At 71.9% G+C, this 25,705-nt stretch carries 28 protein-coding genes; 15 read left to right on the top strand and 13 right to left on the bottom strand.

Going from position 1 to position 25,705, the window contains the following annotated elements; all coding sequences use genetic code 11:
- Positions 1-4: 4 nt before the first annotated feature.
- Genes FCN18_RS16415 through FCN18_RS16400 form a run of 4 tightly spaced genes read left to right on the top strand, consistent with a single transcriptional unit; the run spans position 5 to position 1,701 of the window.
- Positions 5-820, top strand: a complete 816-nt coding sequence (locus tag FCN18_RS16415) for a GvpL/GvpF family gas vesicle protein (RefSeq protein ID WP_137095520.1) — start codon at positions 5-7, stop codon at positions 818-820.
- A complete protein-coding gene (locus FCN18_RS16410) occupies positions 817-1,014 on the top strand; it encodes a gas vesicle protein (protein ID WP_112274313.1) in 198 nt (65 codons plus the stop codon). Before FCN18_RS16415 ends, FCN18_RS16410 begins: the two co-directional genes overlap by 4 nt.
- On the top strand, positions 1,007-1,309 hold the full coding sequence (locus FCN18_RS16405; RefSeq protein ID WP_112274315.1) for a gas vesicle protein K: 303 nt from the start codon (positions 1,007-1,009) through the stop codon (positions 1,307-1,309). The genes FCN18_RS16410 and FCN18_RS16405 overlap by 8 nt, the downstream gene beginning before the upstream one ends.
- A 20-nt stretch (positions 1,310-1,329) precedes the next feature.
- A complete protein-coding gene (locus FCN18_RS16400; protein ID WP_112274317.1) occupies positions 1,330-1,701 on the top strand; it encodes a DUF6401 family natural product biosynthesis protein in 372 nt (123 codons plus the stop codon).
- A 101-nt stretch (positions 1,702-1,802) separates the two neighbouring features.
- Here FCN18_RS16400 and FCN18_RS16395 read toward each other — a convergent pair whose 3' ends face one another.
- Together FCN18_RS16395 and mmuM are read right to left on the bottom strand one after the other, a co-directional pair.
- Positions 1,803-2,660, bottom strand: a complete 858-nt coding sequence (locus tag FCN18_RS16395) for a mechanosensitive ion channel family protein (RefSeq protein WP_137095519.1) — start codon at positions 2,658-2,660, stop codon at positions 1,803-1,805.
- A 203-nt stretch (positions 2,661-2,863) separates the two neighbouring features.
- Positions 2,864-3,763, bottom strand: a complete 900-nt coding sequence (mmuM, locus tag FCN18_RS16390) for a homocysteine S-methyltransferase (RefSeq protein ID WP_137095518.1) — start codon at positions 3,761-3,763, stop codon at positions 2,864-2,866.
- A gap of 140 nt (positions 3,764-3,903) precedes the next feature.
- Between mmuM and FCN18_RS16385 the strand changes: the two genes are divergently transcribed.
- Genes FCN18_RS16385 through FCN18_RS16350 form a run of 8 tightly spaced genes read left to right on the top strand, consistent with a single transcriptional unit; the run spans position 3,904 to position 11,597 of the window.
- Positions 3,904-5,010 carry a J domain-containing protein gene (locus FCN18_RS16385; protein WP_137095517.1) on the top strand — a complete coding sequence of 369 codons (1,107 nt, stop codon included), beginning with the start codon at positions 3,904-3,906 and terminating at the stop codon, positions 5,008-5,010.
- A gap of 59 nt (positions 5,011-5,069) precedes the next feature.
- The gene (locus tag FCN18_RS16380; RefSeq protein ID WP_137095516.1) at positions 5,070-5,759 is read left to right on the top strand and encodes a DUF998 domain-containing protein; all 690 of its coding nucleotides are present in this window, start codon (positions 5,070-5,072) and stop codon (positions 5,757-5,759) included.
- Positions 5,760-5,789: 30 nt separating this feature from the next.
- Positions 5,790-6,551 (top strand): 3-oxoacyl-ACP reductase FabG, encoded by a 762-nt coding sequence (gene fabG, locus FCN18_RS16375; protein ID WP_112274327.1) that lies wholly within the window; start codon positions 5,790-5,792, stop codon positions 6,549-6,551.
- Positions 6,548-7,009 (top strand): MaoC family dehydratase, encoded by a 462-nt coding sequence (locus tag FCN18_RS16370; RefSeq protein ID WP_112274328.1) that lies wholly within the window; start codon positions 6,548-6,550, stop codon positions 7,007-7,009. Before fabG ends, FCN18_RS16370 begins: the two co-directional genes overlap by 4 nt.
- A 49-nt stretch (positions 7,010-7,058) precedes the next feature.
- Entirely contained in the window at positions 7,059-8,081 is a 1,023-nt protein-coding gene (locus FCN18_RS16365; RefSeq protein WP_137095515.1) for a phosphotransferase family protein, read from the top strand.
- Positions 8,081-9,289 carry an acyl-CoA dehydrogenase family protein gene (locus FCN18_RS16360; RefSeq protein WP_137095514.1) on the top strand — a complete coding sequence of 403 codons (1,209 nt, stop codon included), beginning with the start codon at positions 8,081-8,083 and terminating at the stop codon, positions 9,287-9,289. The genes FCN18_RS16365 and FCN18_RS16360 overlap by 1 nt, the downstream gene beginning before the upstream one ends.
- On the top strand, positions 9,289-10,482 hold the full coding sequence (locus tag FCN18_RS16355) for an acyl-CoA dehydrogenase family protein (protein WP_112274331.1): 1,194 nt from the start codon (positions 9,289-9,291) through the stop codon (positions 10,480-10,482). The genes FCN18_RS16360 and FCN18_RS16355 overlap by 1 nt, the downstream gene beginning before the upstream one ends.
- Positions 10,479-11,597, top strand: a complete 1,119-nt coding sequence (locus FCN18_RS16350) for an acyl-CoA dehydrogenase family protein (RefSeq protein WP_137095513.1) — start codon at positions 10,479-10,481, stop codon at positions 11,595-11,597. Before FCN18_RS16355 ends, FCN18_RS16350 begins: the two co-directional genes overlap by 4 nt.
- Before the next feature lie 82 nt (positions 11,598-11,679).
- Here the strand turns inward: FCN18_RS16350 and cutA are convergent, their stop codons facing one another.
- From cutA to FCN18_RS16335, 3 genes are read right to left on the bottom strand one after another with little or no spacing between them, the layout of a single operon-like run.
- Positions 11,680-12,003 carry a divalent-cation tolerance protein CutA gene (gene cutA, locus FCN18_RS16345; RefSeq protein ID WP_112274333.1) on the bottom strand — a complete coding sequence of 108 codons (324 nt, stop codon included), beginning with the start codon at positions 12,001-12,003 and terminating at the stop codon, positions 11,680-11,682.
- A 27-nt stretch (positions 12,004-12,030) separates the two neighbouring features.
- On the bottom strand, positions 12,031-12,816 hold the full coding sequence (locus FCN18_RS16340) for an SDR family oxidoreductase (RefSeq protein ID WP_112274334.1): 786 nt from the start codon (positions 12,814-12,816) through the stop codon (positions 12,031-12,033).
- Positions 12,813-13,565: an SDR family oxidoreductase gene (locus tag FCN18_RS16335; RefSeq protein WP_112274335.1), complete on the bottom strand. Its 753-nt coding sequence runs from the start codon at positions 13,563-13,565 to the stop codon at positions 12,813-12,815. The genes FCN18_RS16340 and FCN18_RS16335 overlap by 4 nt, the downstream gene beginning before the upstream one ends.
- Positions 13,566-13,612: 47 nt before the next feature.
- Here FCN18_RS16335 and FCN18_RS16330 point away from each other — a divergent pair, with 47 nt between their 5' ends.
- Together FCN18_RS16330 and FCN18_RS16325 are read left to right on the top strand one after the other, a co-directional pair.
- A complete protein-coding gene (locus tag FCN18_RS16330; RefSeq protein ID WP_112274336.1) occupies positions 13,613-14,227 on the top strand; it encodes a TetR/AcrR family transcriptional regulator in 615 nt (204 codons plus the stop codon).
- Between the two features lie 125 nt (positions 14,228-14,352).
- On the top strand, positions 14,353-14,829 hold the full coding sequence (locus FCN18_RS16325) for a nucleoside deaminase (protein ID WP_113643085.1): 477 nt from the start codon (positions 14,353-14,355) through the stop codon (positions 14,827-14,829).
- Between the two features lie 39 nt (positions 14,830-14,868).
- On the opposite strand, the gene FCN18_RS16320 is transcribed toward FCN18_RS16325, so the two are convergent.
- From FCN18_RS16320 to FCN18_RS16285, 8 genes are read right to left on the bottom strand one after another with little or no spacing between them, the layout of a single operon-like run.
- Complete coding sequence (locus FCN18_RS16320; protein ID WP_112274338.1) at positions 14,869-15,492, bottom strand: TetR/AcrR family transcriptional regulator; 624 nt, start codon at positions 15,490-15,492, stop codon at positions 14,869-14,871.
- Positions 15,489-16,319 (bottom strand): SDR family oxidoreductase, encoded by an 831-nt coding sequence (locus FCN18_RS16315; RefSeq protein WP_112274340.1) that lies wholly within the window; start codon positions 16,317-16,319, stop codon positions 15,489-15,491. Before FCN18_RS16315 ends, FCN18_RS16320 begins: the two co-directional genes overlap by 4 nt.
- Before the next feature lie 16 nt (positions 16,320-16,335).
- Positions 16,336-17,493, bottom strand: coding sequence for an acyl-CoA dehydrogenase family protein (locus FCN18_RS16310; protein WP_112274342.1), 1,158 nt, complete (start codon positions 17,491-17,493; stop codon positions 16,336-16,338).
- 3 nt (positions 17,494-17,496) lie between these two features.
- Positions 17,497-19,482, bottom strand: coding sequence for an ATP-binding protein (locus FCN18_RS16305; RefSeq protein WP_137095512.1), 1,986 nt, complete (start codon positions 19,480-19,482; stop codon positions 17,497-17,499).
- Between the two features lie 4 nt (positions 19,483-19,486).
- Positions 19,487-21,094 carry an acyl-CoA carboxylase subunit beta gene (locus FCN18_RS16300; RefSeq protein WP_112274345.1) on the bottom strand — a complete coding sequence of 536 codons (1,608 nt, stop codon included), beginning with the start codon at positions 21,092-21,094 and terminating at the stop codon, positions 19,487-19,489.
- Positions 21,091-22,239: an acyl-CoA dehydrogenase family protein gene (locus FCN18_RS16295; protein WP_137095511.1), complete on the bottom strand. Its 1,149-nt coding sequence runs from the start codon at positions 22,237-22,239 to the stop codon at positions 21,091-21,093. Before FCN18_RS16295 ends, FCN18_RS16300 begins: the two co-directional genes overlap by 4 nt.
- Positions 22,236-23,921: an acyclic terpene utilization AtuA family protein gene (locus FCN18_RS16290; protein ID WP_113643044.1), complete on the bottom strand. Its 1,686-nt coding sequence runs from the start codon at positions 23,919-23,921 to the stop codon at positions 22,236-22,238. The genes FCN18_RS16295 and FCN18_RS16290 overlap by 4 nt, the downstream gene beginning before the upstream one ends.
- A complete protein-coding gene (locus FCN18_RS16285; protein ID WP_112274351.1) occupies positions 23,918-24,709 on the bottom strand; it encodes a TIGR03084 family metal-binding protein in 792 nt (263 codons plus the stop codon). The genes FCN18_RS16290 and FCN18_RS16285 overlap by 4 nt, the downstream gene beginning before the upstream one ends.
- Before the next feature lie 144 nt (positions 24,710-24,853).
- On the opposite strand from FCN18_RS16285, the gene FCN18_RS16280 reads away from it, so the two are divergent.
- A complete protein-coding gene (locus tag FCN18_RS16280; RefSeq protein WP_113643046.1) occupies positions 24,854-25,705 on the top strand; it encodes an enoyl-CoA hydratase-related protein in 852 nt (283 codons plus the stop codon).

Genomic DNA, 25,705 nt, shown 5'->3' with positions numbered 1-25,705 from the left:
GACGATGGCGGACACATCCGGGCGCTGGCTCTACGCGATCGCCCGCGAGCTCGACACGGACGCGCTCACCGGGCTGCGGGGGGTTGCCGGGGCGCCGGTGCACGTGGTGGAGGACGCGGGGCTCGTCGCCGTGGTGAGTGCCGTGGACCTCGCCGAGTTCGGCGCGGAGCCGTTGAAGCGCAACCTGGAGGACCTGGACTGGCTCGCCGCCACGGCGCGGGCCCACGACGCCGTGGTCACCACCGTGGGCGGCGCCGCACCGGCCGCGGTGCCGCTGCGGCTGGCGACCGTGTGCCTCGGCGACGACCGCGTCCGTGAACTGCTCATCCGGCGCCGCCCCGACCTCGAGAGCGCGCTGGCCCTGCTGACCGGCCGCACCGAGTGGGGGGTGAAGGCCTACGCCGACCCGGACGCCCTGGCTGCCGCGGACGCTCCCGCGGAGCCCGGCGGCCAGGGCGGCCAGGGCAGCAAGGGCGGAGCCGGGACCGCCTACCTGCTGCGCCGGAAGGCGCAGCTCTCGGCGAGGGAGAAGGCCGAGCGGAACGCGTCCGCGCACGCCGACCGGCTGCACCGTGAGCTCGCGGCTCTGGCCACCGCCGCCCGCAGGCACCCGCCGCAGGACCCGAAGCTGTCGGGCCGGAAGGGCTGGAACGTGCTCAACGGCGCCTATCTCGTGGACGACGCGAAGGCCGACGAGCTGGCCGCCGCCGTCGAACGGCTGGGCGGCGAGGTGGAGGGCGTGCGGCTCGAGCTGACCGGGCCGTGGCCCGCGTACTCCTTCGCCGGCGTCGAGCAGGGCGCCGAGGAGGCGGCGCGATGACCGGCGAGCTGGAGGCCGCCGCGCCGGAACGCCGGATCGCGCTGGTCGACCTGCTGGACCGCGTCCTCGCCGGCGGGGTGGTGCTCTCGGGCGAGGTGACGCTGTCGATCGCGGAGGTAGACCTCGTGCACGTGTCCCTGCGCGCGCTGATCACGTCGGCCAGCACGCTGGAACGGAGCCTCTCCGGTGAGTGAGAACGCCCACAGACACGAGCTGACCGAGCACATCGACGCCGACCCGGAGACCGTCGAGAAGGGTCTCGTGAGCCTCGTGCTGACGATCGTCGAGCTGCTGCGGCAGCTGATGGAACGGCAGGCGCTGCGCCGCGTCGAGGACGGAAAACTGAGCGATGAGCAGGTGGAACGCATCGGCCTGACCCTCATGCGGCTCGAGGAGAAGATGGGTGAGCTCCGAGATCATTTCGGGCTCGAACCGGAGGATCTCAACATCGACCTCGGGCCGCTGGGGCCTCTTCTCGCACCCGAATAGGGGACCTAAGCTCTCCCTCCATGGGTTGGTTGCTGAACGCGTGGCACGAGTCTGCCGCGAAGCGGGAGCTCTCCGCGCTCGCCGACCGGCTGAGCCGTGTCGGGCTCGCCGTCGGTGGTCTGGCGCCGGGACTGCTCGCCAGCGTCGACCAGCACGCCGCCGCCGTTCGCGACATCCTGACGCTCAGCGGCGGCCGGGTCAGTGCTGTCGAGCTGGCCGGTTACGCACGGGGCATCCAGGACGCGGCCACCGAGGCCGGCTGGCACCCACCGCTGCGGGACGGCTGGGACTCCGACTGGGTGACCCTGCGGCTGGTCGCCGTGTGCCTGCTGGCCGCGGCGGGCACGGTCGCGGTCACGGGCGGCGACGTAGACCCCCTGCTCTTCTTCTGACCGCACCCAGCTCGCCAACCGCAGTGAAGGCCACCTTGCCTGCGTTGAACGCAGGCAAGGTGGCCTTCACTGCGGTTGGGTTCGGTCGGGTCAGCGCGGCGTCACGGGTAGTCGCCGCGCGGCGGTGCCGGAGGCGGCGTCGTGGGCGGTGTGGCCGGAGGCGGCGTGGCGCCGCCCCGCGGCGTGCCCGTCTGGATGGGCTCGGTCTGCGGCGACTGCATCGTGGGCTGGGCCGCCTCGCCCGTCCTGGCACGGATGGCGTCCTCGCGGCCCCGCTGGTAGGCCTGGGCCTGCGACCTCGCGTTCGGCATCTCCTCCTCGGCGCGGTTCAGCCAGCGTTCCCAGCGCTGCTGCATCGGGCGGACCATGCCGCCACCGAGGCCGACGACGAGGATGCCGCCCACGGTCGCCAGCACGGCGACGAGCACCGGGGTGGTGACAGCAGTCGCGACCCCGATCTGGTTCAGCGCGGCGATCACGCCGAGCGCGATGATGAAGACCTGCGTCAGCCTGGCCACGAAGTTGCCGTAGTTCAGGCCGCCGAGCGCGCTGCCCACCAGGTCACGCACCGCGTTGGCGATGGCGGCGGCCACCACGACGATGACGATCGCGACGATCGCCCTCGGCAGCCACGCCACGATGCCGGCCAGCATGGCGCTGATCGGGTTGGGCCCGAACACGCCGAACGCCATCTGCAACGCGATCAGCAGCACCGCGTAGTAGACCAGCGCGGCGATCAGGCCACTGGCGTCGTACTTGGACCGGGCGAGCGCGCGCTTGATGCCGCCACGCTCCACGGCGCGGTCGAAGTGAAGCCGCTCCAGCACGACATCGACGAGTTTGCGAAGGGCTTTCGCAACAAGCCAACCGATGACCAGGATCACCAGGAACACGACGAACTTCGGGAGGAAGGTAATCACCGCCCGCAGCGCATCGTTGAATGATTCCGTGATGTTCATCCGGTTTCCATCCTTTCCGTGGCCGGCCGGCCCGCGTCGCCGTTCGAGCTGATCAGGCACAGCGGGCCGTGCGTGTGGACGGTGCCCGTCACACGCGTTCGTGGTGCGCAGACCACACTTTTTTCTGGTGGTTCGGATTACCCGGAATTCGAGGGTCACACGCGCGCGGCGAGGTCGCCTTTCGGAATTACCGAAAGGCTCGATCAGGTTACGCGCAGCGCACGCGCCAAATCAGCGATGTCACCAGGCCGGACGCGGCAGCAACCACCCACGAGGGCGGCGCCGCCATCGACCCACCGGTTCACCTCATCGGGGGAGAAAGTGGGCGCTCCCGCCCAGCGACGCCCCTCCGCGTCCCAGCCCTCCCCGCTGTTCGGGTAGACGATCACCGGCTTGCCGGAGACCTCCGCCGCGATCGCGACGGCGTCGGCGACCTCGGCGGGCGAGCAGCAGTTGACGCCCACGGCGAGCACCTGCGCGTTCCCGGCGGCCACCGCGAACGCCTCCTCCAGGCTCTGCCCGGCGCGGGTCCGCCCGTCCGCGACCGTGTACGACAGCCACACCGGCACGCCCGGCATGTCCAGGGCTTCGAGCGCGGCCAGCTCGGCCGCGGCCTCGTCGACGTCGGGAACCGTCTCCAGCGCGAGCACGTCCGGCTCCGCCTCGGCGAGCACCTCCAGCCGGGGCCGGTGGAAGGCGACCAGCTCACGCTGGGTCAGTCCGTACCGGCCGCGGTACTCGGAGCCGTCGGAGAGCAGCGCGCCGTAGGGTCCCGCCGAGGCGGCGACCCAGCGCGGACGCCCGTCGCCCGCGACGGCGTCCCGTGCCCTGCGCGCCAGCTCGACACTGCGCCGCAGCAGCGCCGCGGCCTCGGCGCGGTCGATGCCGCGCGCGGCGAACCCGGGAAAGCTCGCCTGGTAGCTCGCGGTCGTGGCGACCTCGGCCCCGGCGCGGTAGAACGCGACGTGCGCGGCGACGATCTCCTCCGGGTCGTCGGCGAGCAACCGCGCCGACCACAGCGCGTCCGAGAGATCGTGCCCGCGCGCCTCGAGTTCGGTGGCGAGCCCGCCGTCGAGCACCACGGTCCTTCCGGACGTCAACACGCCCCCAAGCCTAACCACCCGCGAGTCGTGCGTTCCCGACTTCCCTTAGCACACAACCGATCCACCCGGACGTGCCGGGCGGGCGGTGCTCGCCCCGGCGCGGGCACGCCATAGGGTGAGCGCTCGCGAGGAGGTGCCGGATGCCTGACGTCGACTACTACGAGCTCCTTGGCGTGCGGCCCGATGCCACCCCGGCGGAGATCAAGTCGGCGTACCGGACGCTGGCCCGCTCGATGCACCCCGACACGGGTGGCACCGCCGGGACCTTCCGCCTGCTGCGCGAGGCGTACGAGACCCTCGGCGATCCGGTCCGCCGCGCCGAGTACGACGCGGGCGACCCGGAGCGGCACGAACCGCCCGCCCCCGCCACGACGGCGACGGCCACCCGGACCCGGCCGGCGCCGCGCACCCGTCCCCGCCGCTTCGGCGAGGACCCCGCGTTCACCCCGGCCGCCCCGCGCGTCGACCCGGCGACGATCCCGTGGTGGCACACGGTGGACGCCATCACTCGCGTGCACTATCCAGGCTCACCTGGCCACGCCCCCGCCGCCATCGCGCTCGGCGCCGTGGTCGTGCTCGCGCTGCCCCTGCCGCTGGGCGTCACCTTCGCCACCCCGGCGCTCGTGATGTGGCTGCTCCTGGTCGCGGCGGCACTCGGCGCGTCGTACGTGCTCGTCCGGCGGCACCTGTCGGCCCTGCGTTCCGTGCGGGCGTTCCGCACCGAGTTCGGCGGCCGCGCCGTGTTCGGCACCCCCGGCCAGGACGACGACCAGGTGGCCGAGCGCCTCACCGCCGACCTCCTCGCCCGCTACCTCACGCGGCTGCCGGGCGTGCGGGTCTTCCACGGCCTCGCCTGGCCGGATTCGGTGTTCGCCGACGTCGACCACGCGGTGCTGTGCGGGCGCAGGCTCGTGCTCGTCGAGTCGAAGCGCTGGCTGCCGGGGCACTACGAGACCGCCGACGGGGTGCTGTACCGCAACGGGCAGCGCTTCCGAGGCGGCGGCAGCAGGCTCGCCGAGAGCGTCGCCGAGTTCGAGGCGCTGCTGCCGGACGTGGAGGTGCGCGGCGCGCTGGTGCTCTACCCCAGCCGTGACGGTGAGCTGACCACCGACCCCGGAGCCGACGCCGTCGCCGCGCCGATGACGCCGGAGCGGTTCGTGCGCGAGATCGGCGCGTGGCTCGCCGTTGAACCCTCCACAGTGGACCGTGACGTGTTCAGGACCATACTGCGCCGCGTCGTCACCTGACATCGCGCTCACACCCTTCGTGGCTGAATGGAACGGAACCGGGACACGGAGGGGGTTTCATGGCGGACGACGCACCGGCCCGCACCAGCGCCGCGCTCCCGGCGACGGGTCTCGCGGCGCTCACACTCGGCAGCCTCCTGATGGGCCTGCTACACCTGCTGCCCGTCACCAGCGCCGACGTGGACCCCGTGCGCCGCACCATCAGCGAGTACGCGCTCGGGCCCGGCAAGCTCCTGTTCGACCTCGCCGTGCTGCTCGTCGCGGCCGGGTCCGCGGCGGTGTTCCTTGCCCTCGTCCGGCACGGCCGCGTGCGTGCCCTCTCCGCGACGACGATCTTCGGCTCGGCCTGGGCGCTGGGCCTGCTCGTGATCGTCGCGTTCCCGAAGACGGACTGGTCGATCGGGCCGAGCCTCGGGGGCACCATCCACCGCTACGCGAGCGTCGTCGCGTTCGTGTGCCTGCCGCTCGCGGTACTCGCCGCCGCCCGCGCGGCCTACCCGCACTCCCCCAACCTCCGCCTGCTCGCCCGCGTGCTCGGCGTGACGTCGCTGGCGTGGTTCGGGCTCATCATCGGCGCGGTGCTGGTGATGCTGGCGGGCGGCGAGCCCTGGTGGCGGGCGATCCCGCTCGGACTCGTCGAACGGTTCCTGGCCCTCAACGAGGTACTCGCCATCGCCGCGCTCGTGCCCGGCCTGATCCGCGTGCGCGCGCCCGCTGCCGCCACGGCCGGTCCCCTGGTACCTTCCTAAGCGCACGCTTACTCACTGAGGAGGAACCACGTGACCGAGTCCCCTTCCCGTGTCGCGATCGTCACCGGGGCGGGCCGCGGCATCGGCGCGGCCATCGCCCGCAAGCTCGCCGGTGACGGCTTCGCCGTCGGCCTGCTCGACCTGGACGAGGCCGGAGCCAAGGCGGGAGCCGAGGCCATCGTCGCCGACGGCGGCAGGGCGATCGGCGTGGGTCTCGACGTGAGCGACGCCGAGCAGGTGGAGGCCGCCGTCGCGGCCGTGGCCGAGCAGCTGGGCGCCCCGACGGTGCTGATCAACAACGCCGGCATCACCCGCGACAACCTGCTGTTCAAGATGAGCGAGACCGACTGGGACTCGGTCATGGGCGTCCACCTGCGCGGCTCGTTCCTGATGAGCAGGGCCGTCCAGAAGCACCAGACCGAGCAGGGCTGGGGCCGCATCGTCAACCTCTCCTCGACCTCGGCGCTCGGCAACCGCGGCCAGGCCAACTACTCCACCGCGAAGGCCGGCCTGCAGGGCTTCACCAAGACGCTCGCGATCGAGCTCGGCAAGTTCGGCGTCACCGTCAACGCCATCGCCCCCGGCTTCATCGCCACCGACATGACGGCCGCGACCGCCGAGCGCATCGGGATGTCGTTCGAGGACTTCAAGAAGGCCGCCGCCCAGGAGATCCCGGTGCGCAGGGTCGGCCAGCCCGAGGACATCGCCAACGTCGTGTCCTTCCTCGTCAGCGAGGGCGCCGGGTTCGTGTCGGGCCAGGTCATCTACGTGGCGGGCGGGCCGAAGGCGTGACCGAGGTGCGCGTCTTCCCCAGCCTCGACGACTTCGCCGCCGCCGTGGGCGAGCACCTCGGCCACAGCGACTGGCACACCGTCACCCAGGAGCAGGTGAACCTGTTCGCCGACGCCACGGGCGACCACCAGTGGATCCACGTCGACCCCGAACGCGCCGCGCAGGGCCCGTTCGGCGCCCCGATCGCCCACGGCTACCTCACGCTCTCGCTGATCCCCATGCTGGGCAAGGAGGTCTACCGCGTCGACGGCCTGCGTATGGGCATCAACTACGGCGTCAACAAGGTCCGCTTCCCACAGCCCGTCAAGGTCGGCTCCAAGATCAGGGCGGGCGCCGAGCTCGCCCAGGTCACCGACACGGCACAGGGCAAGCAGGCCATCGTGCGCTGGACGATCGAGATCGACGGCGAGGCCAAGCCCGCCTGCGTCGCGGAGACCGTGGCGATCCTGGTCGCGTGACCCCGCGGGCGGTGCCCGCGACCAGTCGCACCGTTGACAAGGAGGTCAGATGAGCGACGAGAACCCGCCCGGGCTCGACCTGGCGCGGCTGCGTGCCCACCTCGACCGCGAGCGCCCCGGCCTCGTCTCGGGGCCGCTGTCGGCCACGGTCGTGGAGGGCGGCCGGTCCAACCTCACCTACATCGTCACCGACGGCACCGGCCGGTGGGTGGTGCGCAGGCCGCCACTGGGCCACGTGCTGCCCACCGCGCACGACATGAAGCGCGAGCACCGCGTGCTGAGCGCGCTCGGCCCGACGAACGTTCCCGTGCCGCCGACGGTGTTGCTGTGCGAGGACGAGTCGGTGCTCGGCGCGCGGTTCTACGTGATGGAGTTCGTCGAGGGCACGCCGTACCGCAGCGCCGAGGAGCTCACCGCGCTCGGGCCCGAGCGCACCCGCGCGATCGCCGACCGGCTGATCGACACCCTCGTCGACCTGCACGCCGTGGAGCCCGACAGCGTCGGCCTCGGCGACTTCGGCAGGCCGGAAGGCTTCCTCGAGCGCCAGCTGCGCCGCTGGAAGAAGCAGCTCGACGCCTCGCGAAGCCGCGACCTGCCCGGCATCGAGGAGCTGCACGACCGGCTCGCCGCGCGGATCCCGGTCTCGCCGCCGCCCGCGATCGTGCACGGCGACTACCGGCTCGACAACGTGCTCGTGGGCGCCGACGACGAGATCAAGGCCGTGCTCGACTGGGAGATGTCGACCCTCGGCGACCCGCTGACCGACCTCGGCCTGCTGGTGGCCTACGCCGAGCGCAGCACGCTGGACCTGAGCTTCGTGAGCAACGTCAGCGCCGCGCCCGGCTATCCCGGCACCGACGAGGTGATCGCCCGCTACGCCGAGGGCTCGGGACGCGACGTCTCCACGCTCAACTGGTACATCGGCTTCGCGTTCTTCAAGCTGGCGGTGATCCTGGAGGGCATCTACTACCGGTTCAGCCAGGGCAAGACGGTCGGCGCCGGCTTCGAGGCGATCGGCGACGGCGTGCCCCCGCTCGTGGCGCACGGCAACGCCATTCTGAAGGAGGACTGATGGACTTCACGTTCGACGCCACGACGGAAGAGCTGCGGGAGAAGCTGCTGGCGTTCATGGACGAGCACGTCTACCCCGCCGAGCCGGTGTTCCACGAGCAGCTCGCCGAACGCGAGAACCCGTGGACCAGCGTGCCGGTGGTCGAGGAGCTCAAGGCCGAGGCACGCAAGCGCGGGCTGTGGAACTTCTTCCTGCCCGGGGAACACGGCGCGGGGCTGACCAACCTGCAGTACGCGCCGCTGGCCGAGATCACCGGCCGCAGCCCCTCGCTCGCCCCGACCGCGCTCAACTGCGCCGCCCCGGACACCGGCAACATGGAAGTGCTCGCCATGTTCGGCAACGAAAAGCAACGCGAACAGTGGCTGCAACCGTTGCTGGACGGGGAGATCCGCTCGGCGTTCGCGATGACCGAACCCGACGTCGCCTCCTCCGACGCGCGCAACATCGCCACCCGCATCCGCCGCGACGGCACCGACTACGTGATCAACGGGCGCAAATGGTACATCTCCGGCGCGATGAACCCGAACTGCCGGATCTTCATCGTGATGGGCAAAACCGACCCCGACGCCGAACCACACCGGCAGCAGAGCATGATCCTGGTGCCCAGGGACACCCCCGGCGTGCACATCAAACGCGGCATGCACGTGTTCGGCTACACCGACGGCGACCACGGCGGCCACGCCGAGGTCGTCTTCGACAACGCCCGCGTACCCGCCGACAACCTGATCGCCGAAGAAGGCAGCGGCTTCGCCATCGCCCAGGCCCGCCTCGGCCCCGGCCGCATCCACCACTGCATGCGCCTGATCGGCATGGCCGAACGCGCCATCGAACTGATGTGCCGCAGAGCCACCGCCCGCGAAGCCTTCGGCAAAACCCTCGCCCAGCAAGGCGTGATCCAGGAATGGATCGCCGAGGCACGCGTACGCGTGGAACAGCTACGACTGCTCGTGCTCAAGACCGCCTGGCTCATGGACACCAAGGGCAACAAAGGCGCCCACACCGAGATCCAGGCCATCAAGATCGCCACCCCCACCTCCGTCGAATGGATCCTCGACAAAGCCATCCAAACCCACGGCGCCGGCGGCGTCTCACAGGACTTCCCCCTCGCCGAACTCTGGGCAGCCGCCCGCATGCTCCGCCTGGCCGACGGACCCGACGAAGTCCACAAACGCTCACTCGCCCGCCGCGAGCTGAAGAGGTACCTGTGATGAGTGAGTCCGCTGTAGACGCCAAGGAACTCCGGGAGCGCGTCGCCGCGCTGCTCGCCGCACACGACCCCGCGACCACGGACCGGCTGGAGTTCCTGCGCGCCCGGTTCGACGCCGGACTGGCGTGGGTGCACTACCCCGAGGGACTCGGCGGGCTCAACGCGCCCCGCGAACTGCAGTCCGTCGTGGACGCCGAGCTGGCCGCGGCGGGCGCGCCGGACAACAACCCGCGCCGCATCGGCATCGGGCTCGGCATGGCCGCGCCCACGGTGCTGCGCTACGGCTCCGACGAGCTGAAGCGCCGCTTCCTGCGTCCACTGTGGACCGGCGAGGAGGTGTGGTGCCAGCTCTTCTCCGAACCGGGTGCCGGATCGGACCTCGCCGCGCTCGGCACGCGCGCCGTGCGCGATGGTGACGAGTGGGTGGTGAACGGGCAGAAGGTGTGGACCTCCAGCGCCCACACCGCGCGGTGGGCGATCCTGGTGACCCGCACCGATCCCGATGTCCCCAAGCACGCGGGCATGACCTACTTCGTGTGCGATATGACGCATCCGGGCGTGGAGGTGCGCCCGCTGCGCCAGATCACCGGCGAGGCCGAGTTCAACGAGGTGTTCCTCACCGACGTGCGGATCCCCGACGCGCACCGGCTCGGCGCCGTCGGCGAGGGCTGGCGGGTGGCGCAGACGACGCTGATGAACGAGCGGGTGGCCATCGGCGGCAACGCGATGCCACGCGAGGGCGGGATGCTCGGCAAGGTCGCGGCGACGTGGCGGGAGCGGCCCGAGCTGCGCACTGCGGAGCTGCACGACCGGCTGCTGACGCTGTGGGTGGAGACGGAGGCGTTCCGGCTCGCCGGGATGCGGCTGCGCCAGCAGCTCGCGGTCGGCTCGCCGGGCCCGGAGGGCTCCGGGATGAAGCTCGCGTTCGCGCGGCTGTCTCAGGCGCTGTCCGGGCTGGAGGTGGAGCTGCTCGGCGACGAGGGGCTGCGCTACGACGACTGGACGATGCGCAGGCCCGAGCTCGTCGACTTCACCGGCCGCGAAGCCGGGTACCGCTACCTGCGCGCGAAGGGCAACTCCATCGAGGGCGGCACCTCGGAGATCCTGCGCAACATCATCGCCGAGCGGGTGCTCGGACTGCCGTCGGAACCTCGCGCCGACAAGGACGTCGCCTGGAAGGACCTGCCCCGATGAGCAACCCGGACCTGCTGTACTCCGACGTCGAGACCGACCTGCGCGCGAGCGTGCGCGACCTGCTCACCGACCGCTGCGAGCCTTCCGCGCTGCTGGCCAGGGTCGAGAGCGCGGAACCCTACGACGCGAAGCTGTGGCGCACGCTGTCCGTGGAGCTGGGCCTGGCCGGGCTGCCGGTGCCGGAGGAACTCGGCGGCCAGGGCGCGTCGGCGCGGGAGACCGCGCTGGTGCTGGAGGAGCTGGGTCGCAGCGTCGCGCCGGTGCCGTTCCTCGGCAGCGCCGTGCTCGCCACGGCCGCGCTGCTGGGCGCCGACACCACTCACGAGCCGGTCGCGGCGCTGCTGCGCAGGCTGGCCTCCGGCGAGGCCACGGGTGCGCTGGCGGTGCCACTCTCCACCGCGCCGGGCACCGCGTTCCCTTCGGCCGTCGCCGCCGACGCCGACGGACGGCTGACGGGCACCGTGCGGTCGGTGGCCGACGGCTCCGCGGCCGACGTGTTCGTGGTACCGGCGAGCGGACCGGACGGGCCGGGGCTCTACGCGGTGGCGGCCGCGGCGGCTTCCGTGACCGAACCGGTGCCGCTGGACCTCACGCGCCGGATCGCCGACGTGACGTTCACGGACGCGGAGGCGACGTTGCTCGCCGGAGCGAACGGAGCTCCCGCCGCGCTGGAGCGCGCGCTGCTGACCGGCGCGGGTTTGCTCGCGTCCGAGCAGCTCGGCGTCGCGGAGTGGTGCCTGGAGACGACCGTCGCCTACGTCGGGGGCCGGTACCAGTTCGGCCGCCCGGTCGGCTCGTTCCAGGCTCTCAAGCACCGGCTCGCGGACGTGTGGCTGGAGCTGGTGGCCGCGCGGGCGGCGGCGCGCTACGCGGCCGACGCGCTCGCCTCCGGCAGCGACGACACCGGCGTGGCCGTGGCGGTCGCCCAGTCGTACTGCTCGACGGTCGCGGTGCACGCGGCCGAGGAGTGCGTGCAGCTGCACGGCGGCATCGGCATGACGTGGGAGCACCCCGCACATCTGTACCTCAAGCGCGCCAAGGCCGACCAGATCGCCCTGGGCACCGCGGGCAGGCACCGCTCCACCCTGGCGACCCTGGTGGACCTCCCCGGCTAGACCCGACCGCAGTGAAGGCCACCTTGCCTGCGTTGAACGCAGGCAAGGTGGCCTTCACTGCCGGGTGGCTAGGCGCGGGTGGTCAGGCGCGGGTCTCCGTGACCAGCCAGTCGAGGTAGCCGGTGTGCCCGCCGGTGATCGGGGTAACGATCACCTCGGGCACGTCGTAGGTGTGCCGCGCCTTCAGCTCCTCGACGAGTGCGCCGGCGCGGTCGGCGGCCGTCTTCACCTCGACCCGCCACTCACTGGCGGTCTCCACGGCGCCCTCCCAGCGGTAGACGCTCGTGATGGGCCCGACGATCTGCGCGCACGCGCCGGTCCTCGTCTCGACGGCCGCCGCCGCGAGCGCGTGCGCGGCGTCCTCGGAGTCCGTGGTGGTCGCGACGATGACGTGCTCGGTAGCCATGCCGACACCCTAGGGCTCCACCCGGGATCAGGGCTGGACCGCCTGCTCCACCTTGCGCTGCAGCTTGTTCATACCGCCGAGCCAGCGTTCGTTCTGGGTGGCTCGCGCGGCGTAGTAGTCGGCGATCTCGGGGTGCGGCAGGATCAGGAACCGCCCGTCGCGAAGGCCCTCCAGGCAGGTGTCGGCCACGTCCTCCGGCTCGATCGCGGACGCGCCCATGATGAACTCGCCCTCCTTGCCGGTGTCGGCGAGCATCTTCGTGCGCACTCCCTGCGGGCAGATCGCCTGCACCGTGATGCCGCGGTGCCGGTAGGTCACCGACAGCCACTCGGCGAACGCGAGCGCGCCGTGCTTGGTGACCGAGTACGGCGCCGAGCCGAGGCTGGTGAGCAGCCCGGCCGCCGAGACGGTCGCGAGGAAGTGCCCTCGTCCCCGCTCCAGCCATCCCGGCAGCAGCTCCCGCGCGGCGCGCACGTGCGCCATCACGTTGACCTCCCACGACAGCGCCCAGCCGTCCTCGGGGGTCTCCGGCCCGCCGTGGACGGCCACGCCAGCGTTGGCGCAGAAGAGGTCCACCTCGCCGAGCGCGGCGCGCGCCTCAGCCACGAGCCGCCGCACGCCCTCCTCGCTCGCCGCGTCGCCCACCACGGCCGTGCCGCCGACCTCCTCCGCCACCGCGCGCACGGCGTCGCCGTCGAGGTCGGCGAGTACGAGCCGGGAGCCCTGCCCCGCCAGCTTCCTGGCGAGCGCGGCGCCGATGCCGCCGCCACCGCCGGTGATCACCACCCCGGCGCCGTCGAGTTCCACGCTCACAGGCCGCCGCCCAGCGTCACGCCGCCGTCGAGCACGAGCGTCTGGCCGGTCAGCCAGCTCGCCTGGTCCGAGAGCAGGAAGCCGACGGCGCCCGCGATGTCGGCGGGCACCCCGAGCCGCTTCATCGGGTAGGCCGAGGCCACCTCCTCCTCGCGGTTCTCGTACAGGGCGGTGGCGAACTTGGTCTTCACGATCGCGGGCGCGACGGCGTTGACCCTGATGCGGGGCGCCAGCTCGCCCGCGAGCTCCATGGTGAGCCGGATGAGCGCGGCCTTGGTGACGCCGTACATGCCGATGCCGGGTGAGGTGCGCAGCCCGGCGATCGAGGCGACGTTGACGACCGACCCGCCGTGCTCGCCCATCCACGCGTCACGGGCCTTGCGGGTCCAGGCCAGCGGCGAGAGCACGTTGACGCCGAACAGCTTGGCCGCGGCGTCGGTGTCGACGTCGAGGATCGGCCCGTAGATCGGGTTGATGCCGGTGTTGTTGACGAGGAAGTCGAGGCCGCCGAACGTCTCGATCGTCCTGGCGATGGCGTCGTCCTGGTGCGCCGGGTCGTCGGCCTTGCCGGGCACGCCGATGGCGACGGCGGCGCCGCCCAGCTCCTCCACCGCCTCGGCGAGCGGATCGGGATTGCGTGCCGTGATGCACACCTTCGCACCGCGCTCGACCAGCTCCTTGGCGATGCCGAGGCCGATGCCCCTGCTCGCCCCTGTCACAATGGCGACGCGATCCTTCAGCGAGTTCACCGGTGCCGTTCTCCAATCCGCGCTAAGCGCTCGCTTACAATCCCTGCATGACGATGTCGTTGTCGGCCGAGTTGTGGCCGGATGTCCAACCGGAAACAGCACGCAGGCTGATGCTGGCCGGCGTCGAGTCGTTCGCCCAGCGCGGCTACCACGCCACCACCACGCGCGACATCGCGGGCAGCGCGGGCATGAGCCCCGCCGCGCTGTACGTGCACTTTCCCTCCAAGGCCGCGCTGCTCTTCGCGATCAGCCGCAGCGGGCACGAGCAGGCGCTCGCCGTGGTGCAGGAGGCCGCCGAGAGCACCGACTCGCCGGTGGAGGCCATGCGCGAGATCGTCGAGCGGTTCGTGGCGTGGCACGCGCGGCGGCACACGGTGGCCAGGGTCGTGCAGTACGAACTGGGCGCCCTGCCCGAGCGGGAGTACGAGATCGTGGCGAACCTGCGCCGCGACATCGAGCGCATCGTGCGCGACCTCGTGGCCAGGGGCGTCGAGGAGGGGGCCTTCACGGTCGCCGATCCCGGCACGGCGGCGCGCGCCCTGCTGTCGCTCGGCATCGACGTGGCGCGCTGGTACTCCGACCGTTCGCGCAAGACGCCGGAGGTGCTCGGCAAGGAGTACGGCCAGCTCGCGTTGCGCATGCTCGGTGCCGCGCGGAGCTGACCGCGTCACCAGGACTACGTCGGCCACGGCGACATACTAAGCGCTCGCTCACCTGCCCCGCCACCGCCCGCTGCGAACCCGAGAATGCTTGCCGACGGCAGGCGCGCTGCCCGAGAGTGGAGATCATGACCGCGTTCGACCCCGCCGCCCTGCTCGCCGTGGCACGGGAGGAGGCCCGCACGGGCGAGGCCGAGGGCGGGGTGCCCATCGGCGCCGCCCTGTTCACCGTCACCGGCGAGCTGCTCGGGCGGGGACACAACCGGCGCGTCCAGGACGACGACCCCTCGATGCACGCGGAGACCAGCGCCTTCCGCGCGGCAGGGCGCCGCCCCCACTACCGCGACACGGTCATGGTCACGACGCTGTCGCCCTGCTGGTACTGCAGCGGCCTGGTGCGCCAGTTCGGCATCTCCCACGTCGTGATCGGCGAGGCGAAGACGTTCTCCGGCGGGCACGACTGGCTCGCCGAGCACGGCGTCGGCATCACCCTGCTCGAGGACCCCGAGTGCGTCGCGATGATGACCCGGTTCATCGAGCGCCGCCCCGACCTGTGGTTCGAGGACATCGGCACCGAGCCGCCCTCCGAGACCCCTCTGCAGTGAAGGCCACCATGCCTGCGTTGAACGCAGGCATGGTGGCCTTCACTGCGGACGGCCGGCACCGGCCACCGGCTCCAGCATCTTCGCCCACTGCCGCGTGATCTGCCGCCTGCGCGCGGTGTCGTCGGCGAGCAGGTTCGCCAGCCCGAGGCCGCGCGCGAGGTCCAGCGTCGCCTGCACCGTCTCCCGCACACCCACCCGCGACTCGTCCGCGCCCAGCAGCTCCACGGCCACCCGGTGCGCCTCGCGGCCGACCTTCGCCTGCAGCGGCACCAGCACCGCGCGGAGCGCCTCGTCGGTGGACGCGGCGACCCAGAGGTGCAGTGCCGCGCGGAACTTCTCGCCGGTGTAGAGGTCCAGCAGCATCCCCGCCACGGGCAGCGCGCGCGACGGGCCCGCAGGCAGCGCCGCCGCGCGCTCGCGCAGTTCGTCGATCTGCTCGTCGGCGAGATAGTCGACCGCGGCGACCACCAGGTCCTCCCGCGTCGGGAAGTGGTGCTGGGCCGCGCCGCGCGAGACGCCCGCGCGCTCGGCAACGACGGACATGGTGGTGCCGTGCCAGCCGAGCTCGGCCAGGCACTCGACGGCGGCGTCGATCAGCCGCCGCCGCGTGGTCCGGCTGCGCTCCTGCCTCGGCTCCCGCAGGACAGGAGTGTCGCGGGTCAAGCCGGATCAACCCAGAAGTCGAGCTGGAGATCCTCTTCCCGCTCCCCGATCCGGTACTTCGACAGGTCCGTGACGCCCTCGGCGGCCAGCACCTCGTCGTCGATGAGGAACCGCCCGGTGACCTCCCGGCTCGGCTTGGTCAGCACCGCGTACGCCGCGTCCGCCATGATCTCCGCCGTCCGCGACCGGTTGGCCAGCTCGGCGCCGACGACGTTGCGGATCGCGGCCGTGTCGATCGTCGTCCTCGGCCACAGCGAGTTCGCCGCGATGCCGTCCTCCTTCAGCTCCGCGGCGAGGCCGACGGTCACGAGGCTCATCGAGTACTTCGCGATGCTGTACGCCAGGTGCCCGGCCTGGAACCACTTCTCCTCGAGCCGGATGGGCGGCGAGAGGGTGAGGATGTGCGGGTTGGCCGATTGGCGCAGGTGCGGGATGGCGGTGCGCGACAGCACGAACGACCCGCGCGCGTTGATGTCCTGCATCAGGTCGTAGCGCTTCATCGGGATGTGCTCCGAGGGCGTCAGGTCGATCGCGCTCGCGTTGTTGACGACGATGTCGATGCCGCCGAACTGCTCGGCGGTCTTCGCCACGGCCGCTGCGACGGCGTCCTCGTCGCGCACGTCACCGACGATCGGCAGCGCCTTGCCACCTGCCTCCTCGATCGCCCTGGCCGCCGTGTAGATGGTGCCGGGCAGCTTCGGGTGTGGCTCGGTGGTCTTGGCGATCAGCGCGACGTTCGCGCCGTCGCGCGCGGCGCGCACAGCGATGGCCTCGCCGATGCCGCGGCTGCCGCCGGACATGATCAGCGTCTTTCCCGCCAGTGTCATGGCTGTGGTCTCCGTTTCAGTAGGACTTGGGCAGGCCGAGGCTGTGCTGGGCGACGAAGTTCAGCACCATCTCGCGGCTCACCGGGGCGATCCGGCCGACGCGCACGGCACCGAGCAGAGTGCCGAGGCCGTACTCGGTCGCCAGCCCGTTGCCGCCGTGCACCTGCACGGCCTGGTCGACGGCCCTGATGGCCACCTCCGCGCCCGCGTACTTGGCCATGTTGGCGGCCTCGCCCGCCCCGAAGTCGTCACCCGAGTCGTAGAGCGCCGCGGCCTTCTGCGTCATGAGCTTGGCCAGCTCCAGCTCGATCTTCACCTGCGCGAGCGGGTGCGCGAGACCCTGGTGTGAGCCGATCGGCACGCCGAAGACGCTGCGCTCCTTCGCGTAGGCCACGCCCTTGGCGAGCGCATACCTTGCGATGCCCACCGAGAACGACGCGCCCATGATGCGCTCGGGATTGAGCCCGGCGAACAGCTGCGCGATGGCCGCGTCCTCGGAGCCGACCAGCGCCTCGGCGGGCAGCCGCACGTCGTCGAGGAACAGGCCGAACTGCTTGTCGGCCGAGACGAGGTCCATCGGGATCTGCTTGTACTCGAAGCCCGGCGTGTCGGTGGGCACGATGTAGAGCGCGGGCTTGAGCCGTCCCGTCTTCGCGTCCTCCGTGCGGCCGACGATCAGCACGGCGTCGGCCTCGTCGACACCGGAGATGAACACCTTCCGTCCACTGAGGATCCAGTCGGAGCCGTCGCGCCGTGCGGTGGTGGTGATCCGGTGCGAGTTCGACCCGGCGTCGGGCTCGGTGATGCCGAAGGCCATGCGCACGCTACCGTTCGCGAAGCCGGGCAGCCACTGCTTCTTCTGCTCGTCGGTGCCGTAGCGGGCGATCACCGTCGCGCAGATCGCGGGCGACACCACCATGAGCAGCATCGGCGTACCGGCGGCGCAGAACTCCTCACACACGGCGGCGAGGTCGCCGATACCCGCGCCTCCGCCGCCGTACTCCTCGGGCACGGACACGCCGAGGTAGCCGAGCCTGCCCGCCTCGTCCCACAGCTCGGTGGTGTGCCCACCGCCTCGCGCCTTCTCCGCGTAGTACTCGTGACCGTAGCTGCGCGCCAGGTCAGCGACGGCCTTGCGCAGCTCCTGCCGCTCGACCGGCTCGACGAACTCCATGCCTCACTCCTCCGTGTTCACGACCGCGAGCACCGTGCCGGGCTCGACCTGCTGGCCGACCACCACGGGCAGTTCCGTCACCACGCCGTCCGTGGGCGCGGCGACGCGGTGCTCCATCTTCATGGCCTCCAGCCACAGCAGCGGCGTGCCCGCCCGCACCGTCTCCCCCTTTTCGACCGCGATCCGCACGACCGTGCCGGGCATCGGGGCGAGCAGCGAGCCCGCGGCGACCTCGGCGTCCGGGTCGGTGAACCGGGGCACCGGCGTGAGGCTCACGGAGCCCAGCGGCGAGTCCACCGCGACCAGCCCCGGATACCGGGCGACGCTGAACACCCGCCGCACGCCGCCGGTCTCCAGCACCACGCGCTCCGGCGCGGCCTCGGCGAGCACCACACCCTCGAAGCCCTCGGCGCGCAGGCCGTCGCGGCCGAGGGTGTAGCGCACCTCGTGCTCCTCCCCGGCCACGGTGTAGGTCTTGCGCTGCGGCAGCCCCCCGACGTTGCGCCAGCCGCTGGGCAGTCCGCCCAGCACCGTCGCACGCTCGCGGTTCGCCGCGGCGTCGGCGAGCGCCGCCGCCAGCGCCGAAAGCCGTACGGCCTCGCCGTCCGCAAGGGGCGCCGCGAGCGTGGGCAGCCCGTGCCGGTCGAAGAACGCGGTGTCGGTCTCCCCCGCCAGGAACGCGGGATGCCGCAGCACGTTGACGAGCAGGTCGCGGTTGGTGCGCAGGCCGTGGATCCGCGCCCGCGCCAGCGCACCCGCGAGGGCGCGGGCGGCCGTTGCCCGGTCGGGACCGTAGGCGATGACCTTCGCGAGCATCGGGTCGTAGTGCACGCCAACCACCGAGCCGTCGGCGACACCGCTGTCGAGCCGGATGCCGTGGCGGCCGGGGACGGAGAACTCGGTGACCACACCGGGCACGTCGAAGGCGTGCAGCACTCCACTCTGCGGCTGCCAGTCCGCGGCGGGATCCTCGGCGTAGAGCCGGACCTCGATCGCGTGTCCGTTCCATTGTGGAGGTTCCGGGTCCAGCCGTGCGCCCTCGGCGATCCGCAGCTGGAGGTCCACCAGGTCGAGCCCCGTGGTGCACTCGGTGACCGGGTGCTCCACCTGCAGGCGGGTGTTCATCTCCAGGAAGAAGAATCGCGCGTCGTCCTGCTCGGGTGCGGGTGTCCCGCTGGGCAGTGCGAGGAACTCGACGGTTCCCGCGCCGACGTAGCCGACGGCCTTCGCGGCCTTCGCCGCGGCGTCGAAGAGGCGCTCCCGCATCGCGGCGTCCACGAGCGGGGACGGCGCCTCCTCCACCACCTTCTGGTGCCGCCGCTGGATCGAGCACTCGCGCTCGCCGACCGTCCACACGCTACCGTGCTTGTCGGCCATGACCTGCACCTCGATGTGCCGCCCGGTCTCGAGGTACCGCTCGCAGAAGACTGTCGGGTCGCCGAACGCGGAGGCCGCCTCCGCGCTCGCGCCACGCACGGCGTCGTCGAGGCCGGCGAGCTCTCGCACCACACGCATGCCCCGTCCGCCGCCCCCGGCCGACGCCTTGACGAGCACCGGCAGGTCGGCTTCGGTGACCTCCGAGGGGTGCAGCTCGGCCAGCACCGGCACGCCCGCGGCGGCCATGAGCCGCTTGGACTCCACTTTGGAGCCCATCGTCTCGATGGCCTCCGGTGGCGGTCCGATCCACACCAGTCCGGCCTCGGTCACCGCACGCGCGAACGCGGCGTTCTCGGCCAGGAAACCGTATCCGGGGTGCACGGCGTCGGCCCCGGCGTCGAGCGCGGCCCTCACCACGAGGTCGCCGCGCAGGTAGGTGTCCGAGGGCGCGTCGCCGGGCAGGCGGATCGCGGCGTCGGCGGCGGCGACGTGGGGCGCGGCCGCGTCGGCGTCGGAGTAGACGGCGACGGTGCCGATCCCGGCGTCGCGGCACGAGCGGAAGATCCGCAGGGCGATCTCGCCCCGGTTGGCGACCAGCACGTTCTCGATCATCAGCTCACATCCGGAAGACGCCGAAGCCGGTGCCGTCGAACCGGGCACCCTGGACGGGGTTGTTGTGGATGGCCGAGAGGCACAGGCCCAGCACGGTCCGCGTGTCCCTCGGGTCGATCACGCCGTCGTCGTAGAGGCGGCCGGAGAGGAACATCGGCAGCGACTCGGCCTCCACCTGCGCCTCGACCGCGGCGCGCATCGCGGCGTCGCCCTCCTCGTCGTAGGCCTGCCCACGCGCCTCGCTCGCAGCCCTGGCCACGATGGAGAGCACCCCGGCGAGCTGCTGCGGGCCCATCACCGCCGACTTCGCGCTGGGCCACGCGAAGAGGAACCGGGGATCGTAGGCCCGCCCGCACATGCCGTAGTGCCCCGCGCCGTAAGAGGCGCCGATGAGCAGCGAGATGTGCGGCACCTTGCTGTTGGACACCGCGTTGATCATCATCGCGCCGTGCTTGATGATTCCGCCCTGCTCGTAGTCCTTGCCCACCATGTAGCCGGTGGTGTTGTGCAGGAACAGCAGCGGCGTGTCGGTCTGGTTGGCGAGCTGGATGAACTGCGCCGCCTTCTGCGACTCCTCGCTGAACAGGATCCCGCGCGCGTTGGCGAGCACGCCCACCGGGTAGCCGTGCACGCGCGCCCAGCCGGTGACGAGACTGTTGCCGTACAACGGTTTGAACTCGTCGAACTCGGAGCCGTCGACCACGCGGGCGAGCACGTCCCTCGGGTCGAACGGCACCTTCAGCCCGTCGGGCACGACACCCAGCAGCTCCTCCTCGTCGTAGCGGGGCGCGGTCACCGGGCCTGGTGCCGGGCCGCGCTTGCGCCAGTTGAGCCGCGCCACGATGCGCCGCCCGATACGGATGGCGTCGGGCTCGTCGCGGGCGAGGTAGTCGGCGAGGCCCGAGCTGCGGGCGTGCATCGCCGCCCCGCCGAGCGACTCGTCGTCCGACTCCTCGCCGGTGGCCATCTTCACCAGGGGTGGCCCGCCGAGGAAAACCTTCGACCGTTCCTCGATCATCACGACGTGGTCGGACATGCCGGGCACGTAGGCGCCGCCAGCGGTCGAGTTGCCGAAGACGAGCGCGATCGTGGGGATCCCGGCGGCCGAAAGCCGAGTGAGGTCGCGGAACAGCCTGCCGCCGGGAATGAAGATCTCCTTCTGCGTCGGCAGGTCGGCGCCACCCGACTCCACGAGGTTGATCACCGGCAGCCGGTTCTCCAGCGCGATGTCGGAGGCGCGGAAGATCTTGCGCACGGTCCACGGGTTGCTCGCGCCGCCGCGCACCGTGGGATCGTTGCCGATGATCACGCACTCGACGCCCTCGACCACGCCGATGCCGGTGACCACGCTCGCGCCGACCTTGAAGTCGCTGCCCCAGCCCGCCAGCGGGGACAGCTCCAGGAACGGTGAGTCCTCGTCGAGCAGCAGCTCGATGCGCTCGCGCACGAGCAGCTTGCCGCGCTTGTGGTGGCGTGCGGTGTACTTCTCACCGCCGCCCTCGATGGCCTTGGCGTGCTCGGCTTCCAGCTCGGCCAGCTTGGCGAGCATCGCGTCGCGGTATCCGGCGAACTCCGCGCCGGAGGTGTCCAGTGTGGACCGCAGTGCCGTCACGCCGTGTACCCCAATCGCTTCGCCGCGAGCCCGGCCAGTATCTCGTTGGTGCCGCCGCCGATGCCGAGGATCCGCATGTCGCGGTAGTGCCGCTCCACCTCGGACTCGCTCAGGTAACCGAGCCCACCGTGCAGCTGCACCGCCTCGTTGACCACCCACTCACCCGTCTCGACCGCCGTGTTCTTGGCGAAGCACGCCTCGGCGATCACCTCCTCGCCCGCCACGTGCCGCTGAGCCACGTGCCGGACGTAGGTGCGCGCGACGTCGACCTTGCGCGCCATGTCGACGAGCTTGTGCTGAACGAGCTGCCGCGAGATCAGCGGCCTGCCGAACGTCTCCCGCAGCCGGCACCACTCCAGCGTCAGGTCCAGCGCCCGCTGCGCCGTGGCGTAGGCCTGCACCGCGAGCGAGAGCCGCTCGGTCACGAACTGGGTGGCGACCTGCGCGAAGCCGCTGTTCTCGGCGCCCACCAGGTTCGCGACGGGCACCTTGACGTCCACGTAGGACAGCTCGGCGGTGTCGGAGCAGTGCCAGCCCATCTTCTCCAGCTTGCGGGTCACCGTGAAGCCGGGCGTACCGCGCTCGACGACCAGCAGCGACAGCCCGTGCGCGCCCGGCTCGCCCGTGCGCACCACGGTGGTGACGAAGTCGGCCCGGCAGCCCGAGGTGATGAACGTCTTGGCGCCGTTGACGACGTAGTGGTCTCCCTCGCGCGCCGCGGTGGTGCGCACCCCGGCGACGTCGGACCCGCCGTCCGGCTCGGTGACCGCGAGGGAGCCGATCAGCTCTCCCTTCAGCGTCGGCCGGACCCACTTGTCGATCTGCGCGGGATCCCCTGCCGCCGCGAGGTGAGGAACCGCGATGCCGCACGTGAACAGCGCGGCGATGAGCCCGCCCGAGCCGCCGGCGTAGTGGATCTCCTCGGTGACCGTGAGGGCGTCGAGATAGTCGCCGCCCTCGCCGCCCACGCTCTCCGGGAAGGCGATGCCGAGCAGGCCGAGCTCGCCCGCCTTGCGGTGCAGGTCCCTCGGCAGTTCACCGGCGCGTTCCCACTCGGCGAGGTGGGGCAGCACCTCGGCCTCCATGAAGCGGCGCACCGTCTTGCGCAGGGCCACTCGCTCCGGGGTCGCGAAGGGGTCGGTCACAGCAGCTCCTCCGGGATGTCGACATGGCGGCTCCGCAGCCACTCGCCGAGCGCCTTGGCCTGCGGGTCGAAGCGCGCCTGCGCCGCGACGCCCTCGCCGAGCAGACCCTCGATCACGAAGTTCACGGCGTGGAGGTTGGGCAGCAGGTAGCGCTGCACCGGCAGGCCGGCGGCCTCGGGCAGCAGCCGCCGCAGCTCCCCGACGGTCAGGGTGTGGGCCAGCCAGCGCCATTCGCGTTCCGAGCGCACCCACACGCCGACGTTCGCGTTGCCGCCCTTGTCGCCGCTGCGCGCGCCCGCGACCAGGCCGAGCGGGGCGCGGCGCACGGGCCCTTCCGGCAACGGCTCCGGCAGCCCGGGATCGTCCACAGGGGACAGTTCGAGGGTCCGCTCCGCCGGGGCGATGTCCACCCTGGTGCCGTCAGGGAGCACGGCGACGTGCGGCACCTCGCGCGCGTCCACATACGCGTCGGTGTAGACGCCGTAGGGCGATGCGTCTCCAGGCGGCGCGGTGACGTGGAAGCCGGGGTAGCTCGCGAGCGCCAGCTCGATGGCGGCGCCGCTGAACGCCCGCCCGGCGACCTTCGGATCGGGGTCCCTGACCGCACAGTGCAGCAGCGCGCTCGCCGCCTCCTCGGTGTCGGCGTCCTCGTGGTCGGTGCGGCCCAGCGTCCAGCGCACCTCGCGCGGCGGCCGTTCCTTCAGCGCGGTCTCCAGCTGCTCGCGCACGAGCGCCGCCTTGGCCTCGACGTCCAGGCCGGTGAGCACGAACGTCACCTCGTTGCGAAACCCGCCGAGCCGGTTGAGGCAGACCTTGAGCGTCGGCGGTGGCGGCTCGCCGCGCACGCCGCTGACGCGCACGCGGCCGGGACCTTCCTGGCTCAGTTCCAGGGAGTCGAACCGCGCGGTCACGTCGGGACCGGCGTAGCGGCCACCGGCGATCTCGTACAGCAGCTGCGCGGTGACCGTGCCCGTGGTGACCACGCCGCCCGTGCCCTCGTGCTTCGTGATCACGCTGGAGCCGTCGGCGTGGATCTCGGCGATCGGGAACCCCGGCACGCCGACCGAGTGCTCGGTGAAGAACGCGTAGTTGCCGCCGGTGGCCTGCGCACCGCACTCGATCACGTGCCCGGCCGCGACGGCCCCCGCGAGGGCGTCGTAGTCGTCGCGGGCCCAGCCGTGGTGCGCCGCGGCGGGGCCGACGATCACCGACGCGTCGGTGACCCGGCCCGTAACCACCACGTCCGCACCCGCCTTCAGGCATTCGGCGATGCCCCATGCACCGAGGTAGGCGTTCGCCGTCAACGGCTCCCCGAAGCCCAGTTCACCCGCCCTCGGTAGCAGGTCGTCACCCTCGACGTGGGCGACCCGGACGTCGATGCCGAGCCGCCCGGCCAGCTCCCGCACCGCGTCGGCGAGCCCGGCGGGGTTGAGCCCGCCCGCGTTGGTGACGATCCTGACGCCGTTGTCCTTGGCCAGCCCCAGGTTCTCCTCCAGCTGGCGCAGGAACGTCTTGGCGTAGCCACGCGCCGGGTCCTTGAGGCGGTCGCGCCCGAGGATCAGCATGGTCAGCTCGGCGAGGTAGTCGCCGGTGAGCACATCGAGGGGCCCGCCGGTGAGCATCTCGCGTACCGCGGAGAAGCGGTCGCCGTAGAAGCCCGACGCGTTGCCGATCCGGATCATGCGAACTGCCCCGGTTCCCGGCCTTTCCCCGGCGGGCCCGCGAACGCCTGCGCCAGTCCGAGCCACTCCTGAGCGGACTCGCCCTCGGCGCGCACGTCGGTGTCGGCCGGATGTCGCCGCTGGGTGACGATCAAGCAGAAGCCGAGGGCGCTGCCGGCGACGCGCTGCGCGGCGTCCTCGGGGCCGAACGTCCACAGGCTCCCGTCCGGCGCGGTCAGCTCGACGCGGAACTCCTCCGTCGGCGCGGCGAGCGAGTGCAGCGCGAACGCGAAGTCCCGCGTCCGCACGCCGAACCTGGCGATGTGCCACAGGCGGGCCGTTGGCGCGCGCTCGACGCCAAGAGCGTCGGCGACGTCCTGTCCGTGCGCCCAGGTCTCCATCATCCGCCCGGTCGCCATCGACGGGGCGCTCATGGGCGGGCCGTACCACGGCAGTTTCTCCCCCGGTGGCACGGCGGCGAGCGCCGCGTGCAACTCGGCCCTGCCGCGCCGCCAGCGCTCCAGCAGCTCGCCGGGCGGGGTGGTGGCGAGCTCCGCGGCACCCTCGTCGACGTAGGTTTCACCTGCCGCGAGCGCCCGCTTCAGCTCCTCGCCGAAGTCGTCCGGCTCGCGGGCGGCGAGCAACGCCCGCTGGTCCGTCCAGTGCAGGTGGGCGATCTGGTGCGCGATCGTCCACCCCTCGGCCGGCGTCGGCCTTGCCCAGTCCGGCTCCGGCAACCCGGCGACGAGTCCGTCCACTTCCCGGCTCTCCGCGTCCAGGTCGGCAAGGATCGCCTCGAGATCCGCCACGCAGCACCTCCTCGAGCTGTCTGCGGCCAGAGTGGCACCGGCCGGAGCGGAAATCAAGCACGCGTGATTGTTTTCTTGTTGGCAAGTTGCCAGTAAGGTCGGCGTGCAATACGGTCGTCTCAACGACGACGCCAGGAGACCTTCGTGGGTGACGACAGCGAGTACACCGAGATCACGTACCGGGTCGCCGACCGGATCGCCACGGTCGCACTGAACCGGCCGCAGGCGCGCAACGGCTACACCGTGCGCATGGCCGACGAGCTGGCCGCCGCGCTCGACCGGGCCGACGCCGACGAGGAGGTGCGCGTCGTCGTGCTCACCGGCGAGGGCAAGGACTTCTGCGTCGGCGCCGACCTGTCGCAGGGCGGCTTCGACTTCGACGCCGAGACCGGGCCGGGACCGGAGTGGCAGGAGCCTGCGGGCCGCTGCTCGAAACGGATCTTCGCGATGGACAAGCCAGTGATCGCGGCGATCCACGGCGCCGCGATCGGCGGCGGCATCACCATCACGCTCTCCGCCGACTACCGGCTCGCCGCTACCGACGCCCGCTTCGGGTTCGTCTTCACCCGCAGGGGCATCTACCCCGAGGGCGCGTCGGCGTGGTACCTGCCCCGGCTCGTCGGCCTCGGCCGGGCCGTCGACTGGATGGTCAGCGGCCGGGTGTTCGGCGCCGAGGAGGCGCACACCGCGGGGCTGGTGCACAGCCTGCACGAGCCGGGCGAGCTGCTCGACGCGGCGTACGCGCTCGCGGCCGAGCTCGTCGCCAGCACCGCACCGGTCTCGGTCGCGGTCACCCGGCAGCTGCTGTACCGGATGTCCGGAATGGACTCACCGCTGCCGGTGCACGAGCTCGACTCCAAGCTCATCGGCAGCATCACCAGTAACCCCGACGCCGTCGAGGGCGTACTGTCCTTCCTGCAGAAACGGCCACCGGAGTTCCGTCTGCGCGCCGGGGCGGACCAACCGGACTTCCTGCCCTGGCGCCAGGAGAACTGA

The organism is Prauserella endophytica (assembly GCF_005146945.1).
Classification (GTDB): Bacteria; Actinomycetota; Actinomycetes; order Mycobacteriales; family Pseudonocardiaceae; genus Prauserella_A; species Prauserella_A endophytica.
This window is presented reverse-complemented; position numbering and strand designations above follow the sequence as displayed.